This is a genomic window from Klebsiella electrica (genome assembly GCF_006711645.1).
In the GTDB taxonomy this organism is placed as follows: domain Bacteria; phylum Pseudomonadota; class Gammaproteobacteria; order Enterobacterales; family Enterobacteriaceae; genus Klebsiella; species Klebsiella electrica.
In genome coordinates this window covers 2843908-2865651 of the sequence record NZ_CP041247.1, presented here as the reverse complement: position 1 = coordinate 2865651, position 21744 = coordinate 2843908, and the positions used below count along the sequence as shown (strand labels likewise).

Genomic DNA, 21744 nt, shown 5'->3' with positions numbered 1-21744 from the left:
GAGAAACGACATATCGCTAAGTGACAGCAGGTAAGGCTACCGCTCACCATGATTCGCAGATCTGCCCCACATAGTTTTGTCATTAATATCCATTATACCTATAATAAGAACAGTCCTATCTCATAAGCGTTACTCTACATAATTGGTCATTATTATTGAATTGTAGATGTAATGCGTAGCCATCTCTTTCATATTTTATCCAATGATTGATATAGCCAAGAAGTACATCTGTTTTTCCACCGCCTAAAGATGAGGGCATGCCTAATAGATGAATAATCTCAGATTCAGAGCTGCTAGAAGGAAACGGTAGCTCGCCTCTATATTTTGAGAATCCTTCATCATCCTCAATATAAAAAACAATTTGATCTACCAGGCCATTCTCTAATAAAAAAAAGACACCTGATCTGGTGAATGAATAATAATCTCGATCACCTAAAACACTTTCATCAAGGTTAGGTAATTCATTAAATTCTTGAGAAAGATGAATGAATTTATCATCCGCTTTCTGACATCCTAACATTTCGACAAAACCATCCCATGTCAACATCACTTAATCACTCCAGTTTGACGATTTCTATCAATAATCTGTTTTATTGCGTCATCAACCTGCTTTGGATCGTATCCACGCTCTATCATATTACGTCTTAGCGTATCTGTATCACGGCATACAGCACCACAAAGATCAATTGCATCTTTTTGAACTTGTGCTGCCGTATTCTTCCCACCATAAGTTGGTCCCGATTGATGAACATCTTTAGGAACTTCTACAGCAGTTGCATTTTGATATAAAGTTTTTTCTTCTGCTGGCGTCAGTTTTCGACCTAACTCATTTTCCTTTGCTTTTCTTAAGGCTGCAAAAGACGGTATATGGTCATGTTCGAGCCCATCACCGACAACTTCACCTTTCTTAAGGTTGTTATATGACCCAACATCAAGTGCTTTAACCCTCTGAATTTCATCACTGGCTTTGTTGAGAAGTTTGGATGCTGTTTCAAGATCCCCTGTTTTCAGTGCTTTTTCTGCACCTTTTATGATTTTTCCGGCAACATCACCTGCACCAGGTATAATGCCGATTGCTGCCGCCAGGTAATCAAGGGCACTGTGTGCTTCTGCTATGCTCTTGATATCACCGACCACTGGAACAAAATCTGAACCGGTCAACAGAATATCTCTCAACTCTTCCCGGCGCTGTGTGTACATCTTCACTGAGCACGCCTCTGCGCTCATCCCGGCACAGTTTTCCTTCTTATAGCGTTCGTTTTCCGTTGTAACGCGCTCTTCAGCGACTTGTTGAGGTGTCTTACCCATCGTTAATGCATCTGTCACATCACTCAGAGAGTTATTCTCCACCGTCGTCTTCCCGGCCTGCGCCCCGGAAACCGCAGAGGCGCTGCTGTCACCGGCCAGCCCACCCGCCAGTCCTGCCGCCAGCGTTGCCAGCGTCGAGACGGTCTGCTTCTGCGTTTCGTCCAGTTCGCTGACCGGCTTACCGTACATCTGCGTGGCGATGATGCCGACGATTTCTGCCGTGGCTGCGCCAGCGGCACCGGCGAGGGCGCTCTGGTTCTGTGCGGCGGCAAGGGCGGCATTGACCACTGCATGCGCGGCGACCTTGCCCGCATTATCCAGATGACTGTAGTGGCCGATAATCTCCGCCACATACGGCGCGGCGGCGCCTGCCAGCGCGGCCTTCAGGTCGCTGCCTGCCAGCCCCTGGACTGCTGCTGTCGCCGCCTGAATCGCCTGCTGGACGCTGCTCCCGGTGCCCCATTGCTGCTGCGCGGCCTTATAGCCTTCGGTCGCGGCCAGCTGAGCGTTATATTTATCCCAGGCCTCCTTGCTGGCGCCTTTTTCCGGCTCGTTGATCTTTTTCTTCGCCAGGTCGGCCTTGCCTGCGTTGATGGCGTTAATCTGTCCCTCGGTGCGCGCAATATCCGCGACCTGGTTACCAATCTCGCCAATCAGCTGGCTCTGCTGCAGGCGCTGCTGCTCCTTCTCCTTATCAAATATCGGCGACAGGGTCTGGCTGGCGTGCTCCACGTCGCGGCTTAACGTGGACGTGTCCTGGGTCTGCTGTCCGGGGTCGCGGACAATCAGCGTGCCGTCAGAGACCGCCGCACGCGTGGTGCTGCTGTCGTGGCCTTCGTTGTTCCCGCCGGTCAGCAGGCCGTTGGCCATGTTCCCGGCGAACTGGCTGCCGATGCTGCCGCCGGTGCTGAACCCGACGCTCTGGTGTTCGGTTTTAAAACCGGCGCGGTTGTCGATATCCCCCCAGCCCAGCGTGCCGGTATCCAGTCTGTTTTTGTCCGCCGTCGCCGTCGAGCCAGTCACCGCGCCATCCAGCTGCGTATGCCCGCCGACGGTGATGTCATAGCCGCCTTTGCCGGCAAAGATGCCGGTCTGCTCCACCACGGAATCGTAGTTGCTGTGCATCCTGTCCTGGCTGAGGTTGACGCTGGCGGAGCCGCTCATCGAGCCGAAGGTAAAGCTGCCCCCGGCGCTGGCGTTCTGCTGTTTTGAGTCGTAGCGGTCGCTGTCCTGCTCGGAGGTGAGCGTCAGGTTGCGGCCGATACCGGCGATAACCGTGTCGCCGCTGACCTGGGCGCCGGTGAGGGTGGTGTCGCGTCCGCTGGTTATCTTCAGATTGTGACCGGCATCGACGGTGGTTTCGCTGTGGGTGGTGCCGTTGCCGCTTTCACTGCCTTTGCCCTTGTTGGCGCTGGCGGAGACGCTGATCCCCCAGCCGCCGGAGCCGACGCCAATCCCGACGCCGACCGTACCGCCGTGGCTGTCGTTTTTACCTTCCAGCAGCGAGGTGTTTTCAGCGGAGACCAGGTTCAGGTCGCGGCTGGCGGAGAGGGCCACGTCATTACCGGCTTTCAGCTGGCTGCCGGCGGCAGTCAGATCGCCTTCGCGGGCGCTGATGCTGAGGTCGTGTCCCGCCGTCAGAGTGCTGCCCTGGGCGGTGGTCTGCGTGCTGCGCTGGGTTGATGTCGATGACTGGCTGCCGTAGGAGAGGCTGATACCTACGGTATTGTTGTTGGCCGGATCGTTGCCCTGGGCCGCATCCAGGCGGGCGGCCTGGCTGGCCTGTACGCCGGAGAGCGCGGCTTTCACCCCCTGCAGGGCCTGCAACCGGCTGCTGCCGGCGGATTTGGCGTCCTGGGTGGCCTGCACCACGCTGCTGAGGGCGCTGCCTGCCGTGCCGGAGAGGGCCAGGGTCAGGCCGGAGGTTTTCTGCTCCACCACGTGGGTCTGCTGACTCTGGTTTTCGGCGGCGGTGATGGTGACGTTTTTGCCGGAGAGGGCCATGTCGCGACCGGCGATCAGATCGGAGCCGGTGACCGTCAGGTTGTCACCCGCGTGCAGGGTCAGGTCGCCGTTGACGCTGCCGACGGTGCTGCCTGCCCGGGTAACATCCGCCCCGGTGTCGGTGGTTTTCACGCTCCGGGTGCCGTAGCTGAAGCCGATCCCGCCGGAGCTCATCAGCCCCGATTTTTTCTCCTGCTTCAGGTGCAGCTCGCTGTTGTACTCATCCCGGGTGTCGATCCGCAGGTCGTTGCCCGCCAGCAGCGCCACGTCGCCGCTGCCGGCCACGCTGCTGCCGCGCACGGTGAGGTCGTTCCCGGCGCTGAGGCTGACGCGGTCGCCGTTGAGTTCGCTGCCCTGGGCCGTCTGCCGCGAGACGCTGTCCTGAGTGCGGGTGGTGGTTCTGGACAGCCACCCGCTGCTGCCGCTCACCTTGTGGCGTTCGTCCAGCGTCTGGCTGTTTTCGCCCGCGTCCAGGGTGAGGTTGTTGCCTGCGCCGAGGTTCAGCGCCGCGCCGGAGGAGAGGGCGGCACCGCGGGCGCTGAGGTCGTTCCCGGAGGCCAGGGTGACGTTGCCTTTGCCGGTCACTTCGCTGCCGGTGCTGCGGCTCTGGCTCTGGCTGAGGGCGTTGTCGGCATCCCACACCAGGTTGTCGTGCCAGGCGGTGGTGACGTCGTTGAGGCGGATATTGCGCCCGGCCACCAGCTGCACCTCGCCGCGTTCGCCGCTGGCGACCACCTGGGCGCCGCCGAGGGTGATATCGCGCCCGGAGTGCAGCGTCAGCTTACCGTCATTGCCCTGAACATAAATGCCGGAGACGCTGTCGAGGGTGGTGCGGCTGAAGCGGTTATCGCCGCTGACGCTCTGTGCGCTGGCGAGGGTGGTGGTGGCGTTGATGTCGCGCCCGGCCACCGCCAGCAGGCTGCTGCCGCCCTGGATGATGCCGCCGGTGTTGTTGATGTCGTTGCGGGCGTTCAGGCGCACGTCGTCGCCGAGGAGGGTGCCCGCCTGATTGGTGATATTCCCGGCGTCAAGCTGCAGGACGCGGCGGCCGTTCAGGGTGCCGCTGTTGAAGAGGTCGCCGTCGAGTCTGATGTTGACGTTATTCCCGGCAATCAGCGCGCCGGAGCCGTCGATGTCGCCCGGTTTAACTTTGGCATAGACCTGCGGCACCAGCACGGTCTGCAGTGAGCCGTCGGGCATCTTCACCGTGGTGTTCACCAGCCAGACGATGTCGCCGGTCAGCAGCGCCATCTGCTCGGGGGTCAGCGCCACGCCGCTCTTCAGCGCGTACTGTTTGCCGAAGGTTATGCCCTGATCCATCAAGGCTTTAAACTGTGCTTCGTCGCTGGTGTAGCCGTCTAGATAGCGCTGGCCGGTCAGAGCGATGACCTGCTCGCGGATCAGCCGCTGCTCGTAGTAGCCATCGCCCAGCCGTTTCAGCGTCGTGTCGCCGTTGCCGACCAGCGCCTGCTGCATATAGTCGCTGCCAAGCCACTGTTTCTGGTTGGTGAAGCGCGGATCGGTCTCCACCAGATAGGGGACGTCGCTGGCGGGATTAAGCGTAAACAGGCTGTTATCCGGCAGGGTGGTGTTCGGGCCGACTATGCGAATCGTCCCTTGTGCGGGCGTGACCTCAAACTGCTGGCCCGCGGGCGGCGTGACCGGCTCGCCGGGCGAGACGGTGTGCTGACCGGCGACGGCGCCCGCCACGCCGATGGCCGCCGCCGTGCCCTGCGGGGTCAGCGGCGCAATGGTGAGCGGCGTGCCCTCGACGCTGCCGCCGCTGATCAGTTGCCCCGGCTTCAGGGCGATACTTTGAATGTTGGTCGGCGGCGTATAGTCAGTACGGTCGCGGCCCTGCTCATCGCCCCCTTTGTGGCGAATGCGGTAGTAATGGGTGGCGCTCTCGACGTCGGTGGTTCGCCGCTCGCCCGGCACATCGTCGTTTTTCACCTCCTGCAGACCGGCTATCGCCAGGGTGCCGCCAGCGATGACCTGACTTTTGTCGTTCAACAGGTGGTCGCCGGTGAGGGTTATATTGCCGCTGGCGAGGATCTTCGCCGGGTCGGATTCGAGGATCCGCGTCTCTTCCACCGTGCGGGTATAGTCGAACTGGTTGAAGTTGTCGTTATTACTCCCGGTATCGTCCGGGGTGTTGAGATTGCGCAGGCCATCGGCGGAGTTACCGTCGACAAACACCCCGTTGTCCGTGGCGTTCCAGCGGGTAGGGGAGCCGGTATGCTGATATTCGGTCACCTGCTGCTGAGAAACGGTGACCAGGCCGATGGTGAAGCGATCGTTGATGTTGTTGATCTGCCCGGCGGCGAGGGTCATATCGCCTGCCGATTCAATGGTCGCGCTGTGGTTGTTGATGGTTCCCGCCCGGCCGCTGGCCGCGCCGTTATCCGCCAGTGCGCCGCCAATCAGCAGATCGCCGCCGCTGTAGATTAACCCGTGATCGCGGTTGTTCAGCGTCTGCACGCCGAGGTCGACGCGCTCGCGCCCGGCGAGGGTCGCCGCCGTACCGTGCTCTGCCAGGTTATTGAAGGTAAGGGCGTTGACGCCTATCGCATTGCCGTAGATGCGCCCGCTGCCGCTATTGGTGAGAGTATCGGCGTTAATCCGCGTATAGCCGCCGTCAATCAGCCCGGTGTTGAACAGCGTGTCGCTGACATTAAGGGTGTTTTGCCCGGCATTAATTTCGCCGTTTACCCCGTTGTTCAGGTTGCGGCTGGTAAGGTCGAGACGGCCGCCCGCCAGCAGCTTACCGCTGTTGACGATATCCCCCGCGGAGGTGAGCGTGAAGCGGCCGTTGGCGACCATCGTGCCGCGGTTATTCAGCGGCCGTTGGCTGCTCAGCGCCATATCGCCGAGCGACAGCAGCTGGCCGTCGCCGTCGAGCGTATCCGCCTCGATGCGCAGTAGCTTGCCGGCTTTCACCGTGCCATCCTGGTTAAACAGCGCCAGTTTATCGCCGCGAAGATCCACCGTCCCGGAGGCCGCCAGCCCGCCGTTGCGGTTGTTGAGTTCGCCGCTGTTGCGCACTGTCAACGACTTATCGGCCAGAATTATCCCGTGCTGGTTATCGAGCGTGTCGGTGGTGAGCGCGATGTTTTGCGCCTCCAGCCCTTTATTGTCGCCGGAGGTATGCTGGTTGATCAGGTTCAGCGCATTGAGCGTTAAGGTCGCGCCGCTGCGCATCAGCCCGGAAATGTTGTCCACGACGCCGTGGGCGCTGTCGATCAGCAGATCGCCGACGCTCTGAATCTCGCCGCCGCCGTTTTGCAGGCGCTGAGTATGCAGGCTGGCCTGTGCGCTGCTGATAATGCTGCCGCCGCTGCGGTTGCTGATGTCGTCGGCGGTTAACGTCAGGCTATCGCCGCTCTGGATCAGGCCGCGGTTATCATTGATCACCTGCCTGCCGTTAACGCTCAGCGCCCGCTGTGCCGCCAGCTGGCCGCCCTGATTATCCAGCCGGTCGGCGCGCAGAAGGGCGTCTGCGCTGCTGACCAGGGTGCCCGCGCGGTTGTCGAGGGCGGTGACGCCGATGTTGAGCCCGCCGCCTGCGCCGACAGTTCCGTGAACGTTGTCCAGCGAACTACCGTTCAGCGTCATCGCGCCCTGCGCCTTCAGGCTGCCGTTCTGGTTGAGGAAGGTGCTGAAGCTGGCGTCCAGCGCCTGGGCTGTGGCGAACTGGCCGTCGCGGTTATCAACCTCGCTCCCTTTGAAGGTGAGCGGGCCGCCGCTGGCGAGGAACCCCTGCTGGTTGTTGAGCGCGCCGCTGCGAATAGCCAGCGCGCTGTGCGAGTACAGTGAACCGGACAGGTTGTTGAGCAGGCCGTCGGCGAGCGCCAGCGTGGCCCCATCGGCGACGATAATGCCCTGCTGGTTATCCAGTCCGGCGGCGTTGAGCGTCTGCGTTTTGGCCGCCTCAATGCGCCCCTGGCGGTTGCTGACCGCCTGCGCGCTGCGGATGTCGCCGCTGCCGGTGGCGGCGGAGATCAGCCCTTCGTTATTGTTGAGCATCCCGGCGTCGATCCGCGTATCGCCTGCCGCCGCGAGGGTGCCTTGACGGTTATCCAGCGTTGTCCGGGCGTGTGCCGTCAGGCTGCCGTGTTGCGCCGCCAGCACTTTCCCGCCCTGATTATCAACAGACTGCGCGGCGAGCTGAATATCGCTATTGGCGGCAATCTCCCCCTCCCGGTTATCGATGTTGCCCGCCAGTTTCACTGCCAGGGCGCCGTCGCCGGTCTGCACCAGTTTGCCTTTGCGGTTCGACAGATGCTGAGCGGAGAGGGTTATCGCGTCGGCGCTGAGCGTGCCGCCGTCGTTGTTGAGCGTTTGACCGCTGCGCAGGGTCAGCGCGTTGGCATTGACCTGGGCTGCGGACGTCGTCAGGTCGCCCGCGCCGCTGTCCAGCGTGACCTGCCGGGCCTGGGTCCGGCTGCCGCTGACGTCTATCCCCTGGCCGCTGGCGCGCAGGTTTCCGCCCGCCAGCGTCTGGCCGTGGGCGCTCAGCTGGCCGTCAGCATGCAGCCGCAGGTCGCCGCTCTCCGCCAGCTTACCGTCGCTTTTTACCCCGGCGGCCAGCACGCTGTTTTTCGTGCTGGCGAGGCTTGCCGCCTGAATGTCCACATCACGACCGGCGGTCAGCGCGCCGCTGTTGCTGAACTCGCCGGCGGTGCGGACGGCGGCGTCTTCGCTGGCGCGCAGCGTGCCGCTGTTTTCAATGCGGCCGTCGGCGGTGAGGGTCACGCTCCCGGCCTGGGCGCCAATCGCCCCGGCGTTACGCACCCCGACGCCGCGCTCGGTGCCGACCATGCGGATTTTACCCGCGTACATGCCGCCGAGGCTGGCGACATCCACCGCCAGCTGCGGGCGGGTTGCCGGGTCATCGCCGGTTTTTTCGATGCGTTGATGGGCGGCATCCACCCGGTTGCGCCCGGTGGTGACCTGCAGATCCTTCGACCACAGCCCGGCGTTAACCTTCACCGAGCGGGCGATAATATCGGTGTAATCGGCGGTCGAGCTGTCCATCCCGGCGCCTTCGATGGTCACTTCGCCGCGTTCGACCTGATAGCCGGTAAGATTGCCGTTGGTGAGCTGCGCCTGGCCGGTGGTCAGCGTGGCGCGATTGGCATTGATAAAGCCGCAGCCGTTACAGGTAATACCGGACGGGTTGGCGATGACGACCTGGGCTTTTTTCCCGGCCACTTCAATCATCCCGTTCAGATGGCTGGGGTCGCGCGAGTTAACCTCGTTAAGAATGACCTTCGCTTCGCCTTTCGCCAGCCAGGGGTTCCCCGCCACCATTCCGCCCAGTTGGGTCTGGACGTTTTGATGCGAGTTATTGAGGATCGCCCCCTGCTGATTGACATCGAACTGGCTGTACGTATTGTGCGATACCCCGGCGGCCGACGGAGTCTGAATATTGACCTGCGGCGTACCGTTGGCGCTCTGCATTACCGTGGGCTGCTGATTATTCGGCGCCCCGGCATCGGCGACGATGTTGGCCTGCGCCGGCTGTATCACGCCCAGCGCCAGCCACAGGCTGAAGCTGATGGCGCTGACTTTGCCGCACAGCTGGCGCGGGAGGACTCCCGGCGCGGAGGAGCGCGCGGAGCCGGCGCGGCCGGAACGGGCGATATCCGCCACCACCATCAGCATGCCGCGCGCTTTGTTGAAGACAATACGGTAGAGGTTCTTATTCATGGTTTAGTCCTTTAAACGCTTCCGGCAGGTCGACGGCGAGCGGGTGAGCCTGCCGCCAGCTTCTGGCCTGTTGGCGGCTGACGCGGCGGCCGTGGAACATCACCACCCGTTTACCGCGCTGTGCGCCGCGGTGATACAGCGCCCGCGCGCAGTGATCGGCAAAGATGTCCTGGCGCATCAGGGCGTTGATGGCGGCGGTATGGCCGAATGGCGCGATCCAGTCGCAAAACCACATCCGGTCGCCGCTGTTCCAGTCGGCCTCCGCCATGTCAATCGCCGGGCGGGTGAGGTAGCGGGCTTCTGACTCCGGGTTGAGCCACGCCCAGCTGAGGAAAAATACCGGCCGTTCGTTTTCAATAATCAGCACATACTGGCGGCGCTTGATAATCGGCAGCAGCAGCGTGGGGAGGGCGTGCAGCGGGGCGTCCCGGTGCATCGGCGAGTGCATCCACAGCCAGACGCTGGCCCCCAGTACTTCGGCTTCGTTGTCCGTGCCGCCGAGCATCAGCGGCGCTTTAATTTCGTATTGTCCGACGCGCATCACCAGCTCCAGTTGAGGTTGAAGCCCAGGGAGACGGCGCTGGTGTGGAACCCATCCGGCTTCGACAATGGTGTTCCGGCGAACAGGTCATAGCCGGTGCGCAAGGCGTTGCCGCGCACGCCGATAACGCCGCCCGCCAGGTGTTGGCCGATCAGGTAATCAGAGCTGTAGCCGCCGACTTCACCGTAGTCCGCCCCGAGGTAGAGTTCCTGATTCTCCAGCGGCGTACGCCACGCCAGATCGTTGCGCACGTACCAGCCGTGGCTGGCATTGAGGGTGCGCTCGCCGTCGAACCCGCGTACCGTCCAGCGGTTGCCAATGGCGAACTGATCCTGCGGGGTGAGCGGGGTGTTGCTGATCTGGCGCAGATACTGCACGTTGTAGCGGAAATTCTGGCGGCCGAGGGTAAATGGCAGGTCGAGCTGGGCGTTAAGTTGGGTGATTTTGCTCAGCGCGGTGGCGTCGCCGACGAACTCTTCCGGCGCCGGCTGCGCGCCAAACCAGCGGGTGCCGCGCTGGTAGCTGGCGCCGACGTCAAGGACGGCCTGGCCGATATAATGACGATGCTGTAGCCCCACGCGCCAGGCTGCCGTCTGGCGACGCTGTACGTTGACTTCGGTATCGTCGATGTAGTTGCGGCTTTCGCGCGCCAGCACATCATAGGTAAAGGTTGTCTTCTGCGTCCCGCTGCGGTGCAGGACCCGGCTTAGCTGTATGTCGAGGTTTTTACTTTTGCCGCTGTAGCGGTAATCGCTGTTGAGGCCAGCCACCGTCTGGTGGTAGTCGTAGTCGCTGCCGGTTACCCCCAGCATCCAGTAGCCGTACGGTACCGAATAGTGGCCGACGTAGTTGCGGCTTTTCTTGCCGCCGTTATTGTCGAGATCGTGGCTGGCGGAAAAATAGAGCAAATCGCTGAGCGAGAAGGGATTGTCAAGTGACAGTGTCACGCCTCCCTGATAGCGGCCGGTGGTTTCGGTGCCGGAATCGTCCAGTGACAGCCCCAGGCGCCACATCTTCGCCTGCTTGCGGGTAATGACGATGTCGCTCTCGCCGGGATTGTCGCCGGGCACAATTTCCATACTGGCCTCAACCGTGGGCAGGCGCTGGAGGTTTTCCAGCCCCTGTTCGATATCGAGCAGGTCGAGCAAATTGCCCTCATGCGCCGGAAAGGCGCTGCACAGCCGGATATAGTCGTCGCTCTGCTCCGTCAGCCGTACATGGCGCACGTAGCCTGGCACAATCGTCAGTTTCAGCGTCCCGCTTTTCAAATCCTGCGAGGGGGCCAGCACGCGGGTGGTTATCCAGCCATGATCGACCAGCCGGTTTTGCAGAGTGCTCATCAGCAGGTTAATCCCTTTGCCCCCCAGACAATGCCCCTGCGCCTGGTCGGCGATGCGCTGCAGCGGCAGCCAGCGAGGGAGCGCTTGCTGGCCGCTTAACGCCACGCGGTGGATGGTAAAGCAGGGGGTTTCCGTCGGGAAGGGAATTTGACCGAAGCCGGAGGCGGGCCCGGAAAGTCGGACGTCCGGCGTCGGCGGCGTCAGCTGTTGCTCCAGCGCCTTCTGCCGCTGCTGCTGAATAATAAACTGGTCGTCAGAGCTTGCGGCGTGGGCCGGTAGCAGGAAAAACAGGCCGATCGCCGAGGCGATCGCTTTGCAGGGTATTGCTTCGCGGCTCATTGGCATCCTTGCAATGTCAGAAAATGAACAACTGTGAATTTGTGTAAAATTGTTCAGCTATCGTCAAGGAAAGGGAATTAGGCTTATTCCGAAAACGCGATCGTTCCCGTCGCGAGGTATAGGGAAATAAAATTAATCTAACTTATTGTATTTTAATTTAAAATTATGAGATGTCGCGCTTTTTTTCGCACCGCGGATGGGGGCAAAACTACCAGAAAAGGCACCGCAGGCTGCAGAGGGCGCCGTTCGCAGGAGAAAAGGGATAAGAATTTACCCGAAACCATACCCGGCAGCGGGCTAGTGCATCCCGCCAGGCCTCGACGCCGTTGAACGGCGGGCAATCAGCGCCACAGTGCGCCAGAGTGTGAGCAGGCTGGCCCGGCAAATGCCGCGACCCGCCCCGTCCGGCGGTTCATGACCGGCGGAAAAGCGCCGGTCATGGGGGAACGCGAGTTATTGCAACGCCGCCAGCTCATCTGCGGTCAGGGCAACGCTCTGCACCGTACCCGATTCCGCCGACCGTACCGCCGCTTCTAAGACCGCCATTACCGCCAGCGCCTGTAGCGGCTGGACCGGATTCTCTATCTTGCCGGTTAGCGCATCGCGCACATTAATATAGTACTGGCGCTGGTCGCCCTGTGGGGTGGGGATTTCGCGCGGCGGCGAGCTGGCATCAAACACCACCAGATTGTCGTCATCATGTCCCCAGCTTTCGCAGCCCGGAACCACCCCGGCCAGCAGCTGGCTTTCCTGCTGGTCGGCTCGCGATTTCACGACGCTGCCCCGGTCTCCGTGGACGGTAAAGCGCGATACGCCGCCGGCCACCAGCATGCTGCAGTGCAAAATCACCTTATGCTGCGCGTAGTTTAAGACCACATGCGCCCAGTCATTAATCTCCGCGCCCTGGCGCAGGGTGGCGATATTGCCCTGTACCGACTGCGGCAGGCCGAACAGCTGTAAAGCCTGATCGATCAGGTGCGGCCCCAAATCGAACCATAAGCCGCTGCCGGGGACATTTTGTTCTCTCCAGCGCACGCGAACTTCCGGGCGGAAGCGGTCAAAATGCGACTCAAAGTGCTTAACGTTGCCGATAAGCCCTTGTTCGATAACTTGTTTAATGCCGAGGAAATCGCTGTCCCAGCGACGGTTGTGGAAGACCGAAAGCAGCCGCTGTTTCTCTTGCGCCAAGGCAATCAGCTCGCGCGCTTCCTGCATATCCAGGGTAAACGGCTTATCCACTACCACATGTTTCCCGGCATTCAGCGCCAGTTTGGCTAACGGGGCATGGGTGGCGTTAGGGGAGGCGATCACCACGAGGTCAATATCCGGGTGTTGAACGGCCTGTTCTGGCGAGCCGATGACGGTGACATCCGGCAGGTCGCGCTTTACCTTCTCTTCGTCGCCGGACGCCACGACCGCCAGCGTGAGACCTTCCACCGACTGAATCAGCGGGGCGTGAAACGTTTTGCCGACGAAGCCATAGCCGATCAGCGCAATATTCATGTTTTTACCTTCACCTGCGATGACTTTATTCATTACCCTCTCCACGTTATTGAGCGTCAGCAATGTTGACCTGCAGCGCGCCAGTATCCCCGAGTTCTTCCCAGGGCTTGTCTAAAAATAACTGATGTATGTCTGTCAATTCGGCCACCAGATGCGGCTCGCAGTGGTTCAACTTCAGATGATCGGCCACCAGCCAGTGCCCGGTGCTTGCCGCCAGCATCGCGCGTTTAATTTCAGCATCGGCCTCCTGGCTGGCGCTTAAACCGAGTTGAGCATGGATGGCGCAGGCGCCGAGGATAGCGATATCGGCGCGATAGCGCGCCAGCAAGGCCAGGGTGGCGCTGCCGGCAAAGAGTCGCTGCCGCGCATCCCATGTTCCCCCCAGCACGATCAGCTGGATATCCGGGCGGGTGCTGAAATGCGTGGCAATATCTAATGACGGAGTGATGACCGTCATCGGGCCTTGAATCTGGCTAGCGACGGCCAGAACGGTACTGCCAGCATCTAAAAAGAGGGTCGAACCGGCGGGTATTTTGCTGGCGACCATACGGCCTAAACGCTGTTTAGTCTGCGGCAGCAGGGCGTTTCTGCCCTGGCGGTTCATCGCGGAAATATCGAGCGCGATTGCGCCGCCGTGGTTCTTCTGCGCCAGCCCCTGCTTTTCAAGATCGGCCAGATCGCGACGCAGGGTGTCTGCGGAAACCTGCAGCTTTTCTACCAGCTCGCTGATGCTGACTTGCCCATTTTCACTAATAAGTTCAACCAGGTACTTTTGTCTGGCGGTTTTATGCATGGTGATGAAATCCTGCAAAATACTGCAATAACTCGCATAATACAGCATTTCGCAGGAAAAGAAATCTTCCTTGCATCGCGTCGAGGAGCGCAGCGCAGGCGCGGCCCGAAACGTTGTCAGGGGCGGCTTGCAAAACGGCAACAGCGGTCTGCGCTTATTCCTGCGTATAACAATCAAGGAGATAAAACATGTGTACAAATTTGCACGACAACGCGCGTCGCTACGCAGAAGAGAAAAAATGAGCGGCGCCAGCTGGCCTGCCATCCTGCCGCCATTCATTCTGGCGCTGGTTCATTCAGCGGGCCGGACATACTTTTGTGAAACGCACTCATCACCCGCCGTCGGCGGGTTCTTTTTTCCATTTTTACCCCCCGCTTTTCATTAGTAAATTCAGCGCCCTGCTGACTTTCCCCCTTGATTAACCGATGCGTCAGGCTAGACTAGCAAAAATAAGTACTGACTGACGGAGGTCCGGTGGACGCCATTAAGGGATCGGAATTGAACGTGCCGGATGCGGTTTTTGCCTGGCAATTCGACGGGCAGGGCGGAGTCAAGCCGCTGACTGACAGTGATGCTATTGATAAGGATCACCCCTGTTGGCTGCATCTGAACTATACCCACGCCGACAGCGCCGAATGGCTGGCATCTACGCCGCTATTACCAAACAGCGTCCGCGATGCGTTGGCCGGGGAAAGTACCCGTCCTCGGGTCACCCGGGTGGGCGACGGGACGTTGATTACCCTGCGCTGCATTAACGGCAGTACCGATGAGCGGCCGGACCAGCTGGTGGCAATGCGTCTGTATATGGACGAGCGCTTAATTGTTTCCACCCGCCAGCGTCGGGTGCTGGCGCTGGATGATGTGCTCGGCGATCTGCGTGAGGGCACCGGTCCGGTGGACTGTGGTGGTTGGCTGGTGGATATTTGCGATGCGCTGACCGACCACGCCAGCGAATTTATCGAGCAGCTGCATGACCGGATTATCGACCTCGAAGATAACCAGCTGGATCAGCAGGTGCCGCCGCGGGGGTTTCTGGCGCTGCTGCGTAAACAGCTGATTGTGATGCGCCGCTATATGTCACCGCAGCGCGATGTTTACTCCCGTCTTGCCAGCGAACGCCTGCCGTGGATGAATGACGACCACCGCCGGAGAATGCAGGATATCGCTGACCGGCTGGGGCGCGGCCTGGATGAGATTGACAGCTGTATTTCCCGAACGGCGATTATGAGCGATGAGATTGCCCAGATTATGCAGGAGGCGCTGTCGCGGCGTACCTATACGATGTCGCTGATGGCGATGGTGTTTCTGCCCAGCACCTTTTTGACCGGTCTGTTTGGCGTTAACCTCGGCGGGATCCCCGGCAATGCGTGGCATTTAGGCTTTTCTATTTTCTGCATAATGTTAGTCGTTCTCATTGGCGGTGTTACATGGTGGTTGCATCGTAGTAAATGGTTGTAAATAATCGTTTTTCATTGCCGCCCGTAGCGCGAAAACCCGGGAATATTTGAGCGAAATCAATAAACCGTCTACCCATTCGGGGCAATATCTCTCTCGCAGGTGAATGCAACGTCAAGCGATGGGCGTTGCGCTCCATATTGTCTTACTTCCTTTTTTGAATTACTGCATAGCACAATTGATTCGTACGACGCCGACTTGATTAAGTCGGCTTTTTTTTGCTCTCTGGTTAGCAGCTTCTACGCTTAATGGGTGTACCCGCTGACTACCGGGAGAGCCAATATGCGCTATCAGCCCCTGACATCGCTCCCTGTTCCGCCAGAACCTAACGATCCCATTCCGGTGCCCGATCCCCGACCGCGGCCGCATCCGTTACCCGACCCGCCGCCGGATGATGAGCCGATTAAATTGTCGCATCGCAGGCGCAGATCTGCGAGGATACGCGCCTGCCCTTTGTGTGCCTGTTAATTCGAGAAAAAATTGTGACCGCTTTTTCAACACTGAACGTTTTACCCGCAGCCCAGCTCGCCAATCTCAATGAGCTGGGTTATCTCACGATGACCCCTGTGCAGGCCGCCGCCTTGCCCGCGATTCTGGCGGGTAAAGATGTGCGCGTGCAGGCCAAAACCGGTAGCGGTAAAACAGCGGCATTTGGTCTGGGGCTGCTTCAGCACGTCGATGCGACCCTGTTCCAGACACAATCTCTGGTACTGTGCCCGACCCGCGAGCTGGCCGATCAGGTCGCGGGTGAGCTGCGTCGTCTGGCGCGCTTTTTACCGAATATCAAAATTTTGACCCTCTGTGGCGGCCAGCCTTTCGGCGCGCAGCGCGATTCGCTGCAGCATGCGCCGCATATCATCGTCGCCACCCCGGGTCGTTTACTGGATCACCTGCAAAAAGGCACCGTGTCGCTGGATGCGCTGCAGACGCTGGTGATGGATGAAGCTGACCGGATGCTGGATATGGGCTTCAGCGAGGCCATCGATGAGGTGATCCGCTTTGCCCCGGCTGAACGCCAGACGCTGCTGTTTTCCGCCACCTGGCCGGAAGCGATCGCGGCGATCAGCGGACGGGTGCAGAACCATCCGCTAACCATTGAGACCGATTCTGTCGACGCGCTGCCGGCAATCGAGCAGCAGTTTTTCGAAACCTCCCAGCGCGGAAAAATCCCGCTGCTGCAAACGCTGCTCAGTCAGCATCAGCCGGCCTCCTGCGTGGTGTTTTGCAACACCAAAAAGGATTGCCAGGCGGTTTGCGATTCGCTGAATGCCGCAGGGCAGAGCGCGCTGTCGCTGCACGGCGATCTTGAACAACGCGATCGCGATCAGACGCTGGTGCGCTTTGCCAACGGCAGCTCTCGCGTGCTGGTCGCCACCGACGTTGCCGCGCGCGGCCTCGATATTAAATCGCTGGAGCTGGTGGTTAACTACGAGCTGGCCTGGGATCCGGAGGTTCATGTGCACCGTATCGGCCGTACCGCCCGCGCCGGTGAGAGCGGTCTGGCTATCAGCCTCTGCGCGCCGGAAGAGGCGCAGCGCGCCAACATCCTGGCCGAAATGCTGCAACTGAAGCTGAACTGGGTGAACGCGCCGACCAACGGCACCATCAAACCGCTTGACGCTGAGATGGCGACGCTGTGTATCGATGGCGGGAAGAAAGCGAAAATGCGCGCTGGCGATGTGCTTGGCGCATTGACCGGCGATATGGGCTTTGACGGCGCCGATATCGGCAAGATTAACGTCCATCCTGCGCATGTTTATGTGGCGATTCGCCAGGGCGTCGCGCAGAAAGCCTATAAGCAGTTGCAAAACGGCAAGATTAAAGGCAAAAACTGCCGCGTCCGCCTGCTGAAATAAGCGATGACAAGGCGTCTCAGAGGTGACTCTGAGACGCCGGTTGGTTACTTCACTTCCACCACGTTCAGACGCAGTTCATCCAGCTGTGCGGCATCGTCTTCCGGCTGCCAGCCGGCAGGCTGCAGCGGGATCTCTTCCCGGTCAAAAGCCAGATCGCCGCCGTCAACCACGGCGGAATTGTGATTAATCCCTTTAAAGTCAAACAGGTTAGTGTCGCTCAGATGAGACGGCACCACGTTCTGCATGGCGCTGAACATGGTCTCGATACGGCCAGGATAGCGTTTATCCCAGTCGCGCAGCATATCGGCAATGACCTGGCGCTGCAGGTTAGGCTGCGAGCCGCACAGGTTGCACGGAATGATCGGGAAGCCTTTCGCCTGCGAAAAACGCTCAATGTCTTTTTCGCGGCAGTATGCCAGCGGACGGATAACGATATGTTTACCGTCATCGCTCATCAGCTTCGGCGGCATACCTTTCATTTTGCCGCCGTAGAACATGTTCAGGAACAGCGTCTGCAAAATATCGTCGCGGTGATGGCCGAGGGCAATCTTAGTTGCGCCCAGTTCGCTTGCGGTACGGTACAGGATCCCGCGACGCAGGCGCGAACAGAGCGAGCAGGTGGTTTTGCCTTCAGGAATCTTCTCTTTGACGATCCCGTAGGTGTTTTCTTCGACAATTTTATACTCGACGCCCAGCTGCTCCAGATATTCCGGCAGAATGTGCGCGGGGAAGCCCGGCTGTTTCTGATCGAGGTTGACCGCGACCAGTGAGAATGAAATCGGCGCGCTTTTCTGCAGGCTGCGCAGGATTTCCAGCATGGTGTAGCTATCTTTACCGCCGGACAGGCAAACCATAATCCGGTCGCCGTCTTCGATCATGTTGAAATCGGCAATGGCTTCGCCGACGTTACGGCGCAGGCGCTTTTGCAATTTATCGAGGTTGTATTTCTCTTTCTTAGTAAGATCTTGATTTTCTTGCATTATTAACATTCTCTAAATCTAAAAGGGGCATATAGGGGGCAAAATGTTTTAAAGCCCAAGCCGGGAATTCAACATAGAAACCTGGTCGCCGTTCATCTCTTCTATCCATCTACTATAAACGTCGTACACCATTTGCGCGTTTTCATGCCCCATCTGATTGGCTATAAAAGACGGGTTTGCGCCAGCCGTCAGGAGCCAGCAGGCAAAAGTATGCCGCGTATGGTACGGATTCCTGCGGCGAATGCCAGCGCGTTTTACTGCAGCTTCCCATCTGCTGCCTATGCTACTGTGCGAGTAGCAGGGTTTTTGCTCGCCTTTCCTTTTCCGCGGCATGAAAACGAATCGCAATTCCTGTTCCTCGCTTGAACCATATTCCCTGTGGTGAAACGTAATAGTGGATACCGGATGACCAGCCGTCAGTTCATGCTGCGCTTTCAGCGCGTCCAGGGCCGGGCCGAGCAGTTGAATCGTCCGGTTTCCTGCTGCTGTTTTTGGTGGGCCGAACATGCCGTTCGCTGTCAGATTCCGTCTAACGTGTATCACGCCCTTATCCAGATCGACATCCTCCCATGCTAGTGCCGCCAGCTCACCATGCCGCACACCAGAAGGGGAACATAAAGAACGAATGCCGCTGCCGGGGGCGAGGCGAGGTTCTCGATAAGAAAAAATCTGAGCTGCAGGGAGTTCCTGTTTTTAAGCAATGTCCTCGCTGTACCGGTCGCGGCTATCCCAGATTAAAGGACTCGGAGGTATTCAAAGCGCTGGGTGTTACTGAAACCACCTGGCGCAGAAACTTCAAATTGTTCTTCGATCGGCTGGTGGAGTATTGCCACGTTGAAGAATCCTTTGCTGAAAAGATGCTTGAAAAGGTAACGAGGTGATTTTGCAACCGGCTATTGCAAACGTGGCGGAAATTGGCTAATCTCGCTTCAACGATGGGTTATTACGCCCATGACGTTACAGATATTAAGAACCCGCCTCGGCGGGTTTTTTTAACCGCTGCGCAGGAGTGCGGCTCTAACTATCTAAACAGTAGGAGAGCGCATTATGCGTCATCATTTGGTTTGCCACATACGGTACTTTGACCCTGAGCACCCTTGGGAACCAGTTTACGCAACTTTTCATGAGAAATACCGCATGGATACGCTGGTCTGTGTAGCCATAAGCGACGATCTCGGTAACACAATAAATCGCTTTTTCAGACAAGAAATCTTTAGCCAGCTAGGAGCAGCCAGGCTGCCCCTACCGAATAAATTAAGAGAGCTTCGCCGAAGCAGAACTTCGCTAAGTTAGTTCAAACATAATACTTTCCTCCTTACGAGCTCGCTTTGGCGGCCCTTTTTAATTTCTGCAATCCGGTCAGGGCTCTTGAGTGAATGCGTGCCGCACTACACGTTGAAGCTCATACGCGAGAGTCCTGAGCCAGATTGCTGATTTAGCTCAGCAGGTAGAGCTCCTGCCTTGTAAGCAGGATGTCGGCGGTTCGATTCCGTCAATCAGCACCACATACTCCCCGAAGATTCTGCCGGTGTAATCACGCGTTTTTAGATAGTTTTATTCCTTCGCATGAACGTGTTACTCGGTTAACACTAAACTAAGCTTGAATTGCGCAAAGAAGAATCAAGCTAGTCGACTAGCTTAAATTTGGATGCTCTTTGCATGCATTACAGATAGCAATTGGTTTTTTTATATTTTCTTCGAGGTTACGAAATGAAAAAATCATTGATCGCATACGTCTTATTGGCAGGCTGCGTAACTTCACAGGCAGCGCCACCAACCTCTACAATCACTGAATCAACAACGTCCTCGATACATAATAAATTAGAGCAAACTAGTGCTTTGAGTAGAAAAGCAGATAATGAAATTTATGTCCGCATGAGTGTAGATGTTGATGGTGCTCCAAACGCTTATGGCCCTAAAAACAAAAAAACTCTGGACTACGAACTAAACGCCCATGTTGGCGCAAAGAAATCGGGAGCTATTGTCGGTTATCTTGTTGATATGGATGGAAATCCTATTATTCAAGGAAAGAGTGATCCTGCCCCAGGTTTTTATATTTCAAAAACTGGGTATGTCGATGTTAAAAATAATAATAAATTCGACCCTCGTCGGTATGTAAATGCTACCGAAATAAATTACACACTCTTAGCTGATAGCGCGAAGAAAAAAGGTGTCAAAACTGGTGACTTTTGTGTGGTCCACTCTGTTAATAATAACAAGACTGTCTTTGCTATAGTGGGAGACACCGGAAACAGCAATGGAGAAGAAGGCTCGCTGGCACTTCTCCAGCGTCTTGGGTATCCAGTAAAAAATGGAAAAGGTGGAAAAGGTGCTCCCGAAACTAAAGACATCGTTGTACGTTATTTTGCAAACTTAAATCCATCTAAGCAGTTCTTTTTCGACCAATCTGATCTAGATCTCGCCGCTAAGGCATTGAATCTAGATACCGATTTCTCAAAATATCACTAGCCTCAATCGAGTACGGATAAGTGTAATCAGCACTTAAATGGCAGCGGGGCCAGCGTTTGAAGCGAATCCCGATCACGATGCGAAACTTACATGTCCCAGATGAGCGCAAAGTGACTCCAAATCAGGGCCACAATTTGATTCTGCGACAACTGCAGTTGGTCGCTCCGTATCAGTAAGCGGAACTAACAGGCTCGCGTTCGCGGGCCTTTTTTATATCCGCGTCACGCCCGGCGCATAAACCTGCAGAGCTTTTCGGGGTGGGCCTTTGGAATGGTTGCGTGACTGTTCTGCAGGGCGGCTACTCCGGGCGAAGGCTCACCTCAAAAGTAAAGTGGATTTGACCCTTTATATCCAGACGCTTTTTCTCTCTTATGGTTACGATAACTTTCTGCGATGCCGTTACTTTCCGGGCTACGCACTCTTGTCGTGCACGGTTCAAGCCCCAGCATCCGGGCGAACGCCCGCGTTTCATGTGCCCTGTAGGCTGAACCGTTATCCGTCAGCCATTCCAGCGGCTCTGACGGCAGATGTTGCCCAAAGCGTTTTTCCACCGCACCCAGCATCACATCCTGCACTGTTTCTTTGTCATAGCCACCTGTGCCCGCTGCCCAGTCGATGATCTCCCGGTCACAGCAGTCCTGGGCGAAGGTTACCCGCAACTTTTCGCCATTGTCACAGCGGAACTCGAAGCCGTCTGAGCACCAGAGCCGGTTGCTTTCAGCCACCGCCACGCGTCCTTTATGGGCCCGCTTCCGGTGGTGCTCAGCTGGCTTACGCTCAAGAAGAAGATGGTGAGTGCTCATAATGCGGTACACCCGCTTCGCATTAACAACAGGCTGCCCGTCCTGCTCAGACTCCCGTCGCAACAGCGCCCATACCCGGCGATAACCGTATGTGGGCAGTTCAGCCACCGCCGTATTTATCCGGGACAACACCGCGGTGTCGTCGAAGCTGGATTGTCTTCTGCGATCCTGCCAGCCAGATGGCCGGTTAACCCTGATACTCAGCTGCGCACGCGACACACCGATACTCCGGCAGACGTCAGTTATTCGTCGTCCCCGGGCAACAAGGGTGCATGCGCAATCCATTTTTTTGCCCGACCGAACTCCACAGCCTCTTTAAGTATTTCAGCTTCCATCGTCTTTTTGCCCAGAAGGCGCTGAAGCTCGCGGATTTGCTTATTGGCAGCAGCAAGTTCAGATGCGGGAACGACCTCTTCGCCTGATGCCACGGCGGTCAGAGAGCCGTCTTCATACTGCCTGCGCCATTTGAAGATCTGGTTAGCATTGATGCCATGAAGACGGGCAACATGAGAAACGGTCATGCCGGGCTCCATAGTCTGCTGAATAATGGCAATTTTTTCCTGCGGTGTTCGGCGTCGTCGCCGCTCGGGTCCTGATAACACTTCAACCATCTTATTATTCTGACTGGTGTTAAACATAGG

At 57.9% G+C, this 21744-nt stretch carries 11 protein-coding genes, 1 tRNA gene and 3 pseudogenes; 6 read left to right on the top strand and 9 right to left on the bottom strand.

Features of this window, described 5'->3' with window-relative positions; translation table 11 throughout:
• Positions 1 to 115 precede the first annotated feature (115 nt).
• The 6 genes from Electrica_RS13650 to Electrica_RS13625 form a co-directional block, all read right to left on the bottom strand.
• Positions 116 to 550: a hypothetical protein gene (locus Electrica_RS13650; protein ID WP_320416066.1), complete on the bottom strand. Its 435-nt coding sequence runs from the start codon at positions 548 to 550 to the stop codon at positions 116 to 118.
• Positions 547 to 9024, bottom strand: a complete 8478-nt coding sequence (locus Electrica_RS13645) for a hemagglutinin repeat-containing protein (RefSeq protein ID WP_141964719.1) — start codon at positions 9022 to 9024, stop codon at positions 547 to 549. Before Electrica_RS13645 ends, Electrica_RS13650 begins: the two co-directional genes overlap by 4 nt.
• The gene (locus tag Electrica_RS13640; RefSeq protein ID WP_131049769.1) at positions 9017 to 9565 is read right to left on the bottom strand and encodes a toxin-activating lysine-acyltransferase; all 549 of its coding nucleotides are present in this window, start codon (positions 9563 to 9565) and stop codon (positions 9017 to 9019) included. Before Electrica_RS13640 ends, Electrica_RS13645 begins: the two co-directional genes overlap by 8 nt.
• Complete coding sequence (locus Electrica_RS13635) at positions 9565 to 11244, bottom strand: ShlB/FhaC/HecB family hemolysin secretion/activation protein (protein ID WP_208764228.1); 1680 nt, start codon at positions 11242 to 11244, stop codon at positions 9565 to 9567. The genes Electrica_RS13640 and Electrica_RS13635 overlap by 1 nt, the downstream gene beginning before the upstream one ends.
• A 453-nt stretch (positions 11245 to 11697) precedes the next feature.
• Positions 11698 to 12780 carry an oxidoreductase gene (locus Electrica_RS13630; RefSeq protein WP_141964717.1) on the bottom strand — a complete coding sequence of 361 codons (1083 nt, stop codon included), beginning with the start codon at positions 12778 to 12780 and terminating at the stop codon, positions 11698 to 11700.
• A gap of 13 nt (positions 12781 to 12793) precedes the next feature.
• Entirely contained in the window at positions 12794 to 13540 is a 747-nt protein-coding gene (locus Electrica_RS13625; protein ID WP_141964716.1) for a DeoR/GlpR family DNA-binding transcription regulator, read from the bottom strand.
• Between the two features lie 474 nt (positions 13541 to 14014).
• Between Electrica_RS13625 and zntB the strand changes: the two genes are divergently transcribed.
• The 3 genes from zntB (at position 14015) to dbpA (ending at position 16851) form a co-directional block, all read left to right on the top strand.
• The gene (gene zntB, locus Electrica_RS13620) at positions 14015 to 14998 is read left to right on the top strand and encodes a zinc transporter ZntB (protein ID WP_141964715.1); all 984 of its coding nucleotides are present in this window, start codon (positions 14015 to 14017) and stop codon (positions 14996 to 14998) included.
• Between the two features lie 279 nt (positions 14999 to 15277).
• Positions 15278 to 15463 (top strand): proline-rich small protein YnaL, encoded by a 186-nt coding sequence (ynaL, locus tag Electrica_RS29210; protein ID WP_320416065.1) that lies wholly within the window; start codon positions 15278 to 15280, stop codon positions 15461 to 15463.
• A gap of 14 nt (positions 15464 to 15477) precedes the next feature.
• Entirely contained in the window at positions 15478 to 16851 is a 1374-nt protein-coding gene (dbpA, locus tag Electrica_RS13615) for an ATP-dependent RNA helicase DbpA (protein WP_131049773.1), read from the top strand.
• 44 nt (positions 16852 to 16895) lie between these two features.
• Here the strand turns inward: dbpA and ttcA are convergent, their stop codons facing one another.
• Together ttcA and Electrica_RS13605 are read right to left on the bottom strand one after the other, a co-directional pair.
• Positions 16896 to 17831, bottom strand: coding sequence for a tRNA 2-thiocytidine(32) synthetase TtcA (gene ttcA / locus Electrica_RS13610; protein WP_141964714.1), 936 nt, complete (start codon positions 17829 to 17831; stop codon positions 16896 to 16898).
• 48 nt (positions 17832 to 17879) lie between these two features.
• Positions 17880 to 18437 (bottom strand): annotated as a pseudogene (locus Electrica_RS13605) (site-specific integrase); the annotation flags it as partial.
• On the opposite strand from Electrica_RS13605, the pseudogene Electrica_RS13600 reads away from it, so the two are divergent.
• The 3 genes and pseudogenes from Electrica_RS13600 to Electrica_RS13590 all read left to right on the top strand — a co-directional run.
• A pseudogene (locus Electrica_RS13600) lies at positions 18437 to 18712 on the top strand (antitermination protein Q); the annotation flags it as partial. The pseudogenes Electrica_RS13605 and Electrica_RS13600 overlap by 1 nt on opposite strands.
• A 548-nt stretch (positions 18713 to 19260) precedes the next feature.
• Positions 19261 to 19336: transfer RNA gene (locus Electrica_RS13595), tRNA-Thr, on the top strand.
• A 205-nt stretch (positions 19337 to 19541) separates the two neighbouring features.
• A complete protein-coding gene (locus Electrica_RS13590; protein ID WP_141964713.1) occupies positions 19542 to 20300 on the top strand; it encodes a glycoside hydrolase family 75 protein in 759 nt (252 codons plus the stop codon).
• A 380-nt stretch (positions 20301 to 20680) separates the two neighbouring features.
• Here the strand turns inward: Electrica_RS13590 and Electrica_RS13585 are convergent.
• Positions 20681 to 21714 (bottom strand): annotated as a pseudogene (locus Electrica_RS13585) (IS3 family transposase); the annotation flags it as partial.
• Between the last annotated feature and the right edge of the window lie 30 nt (positions 21715 to 21744).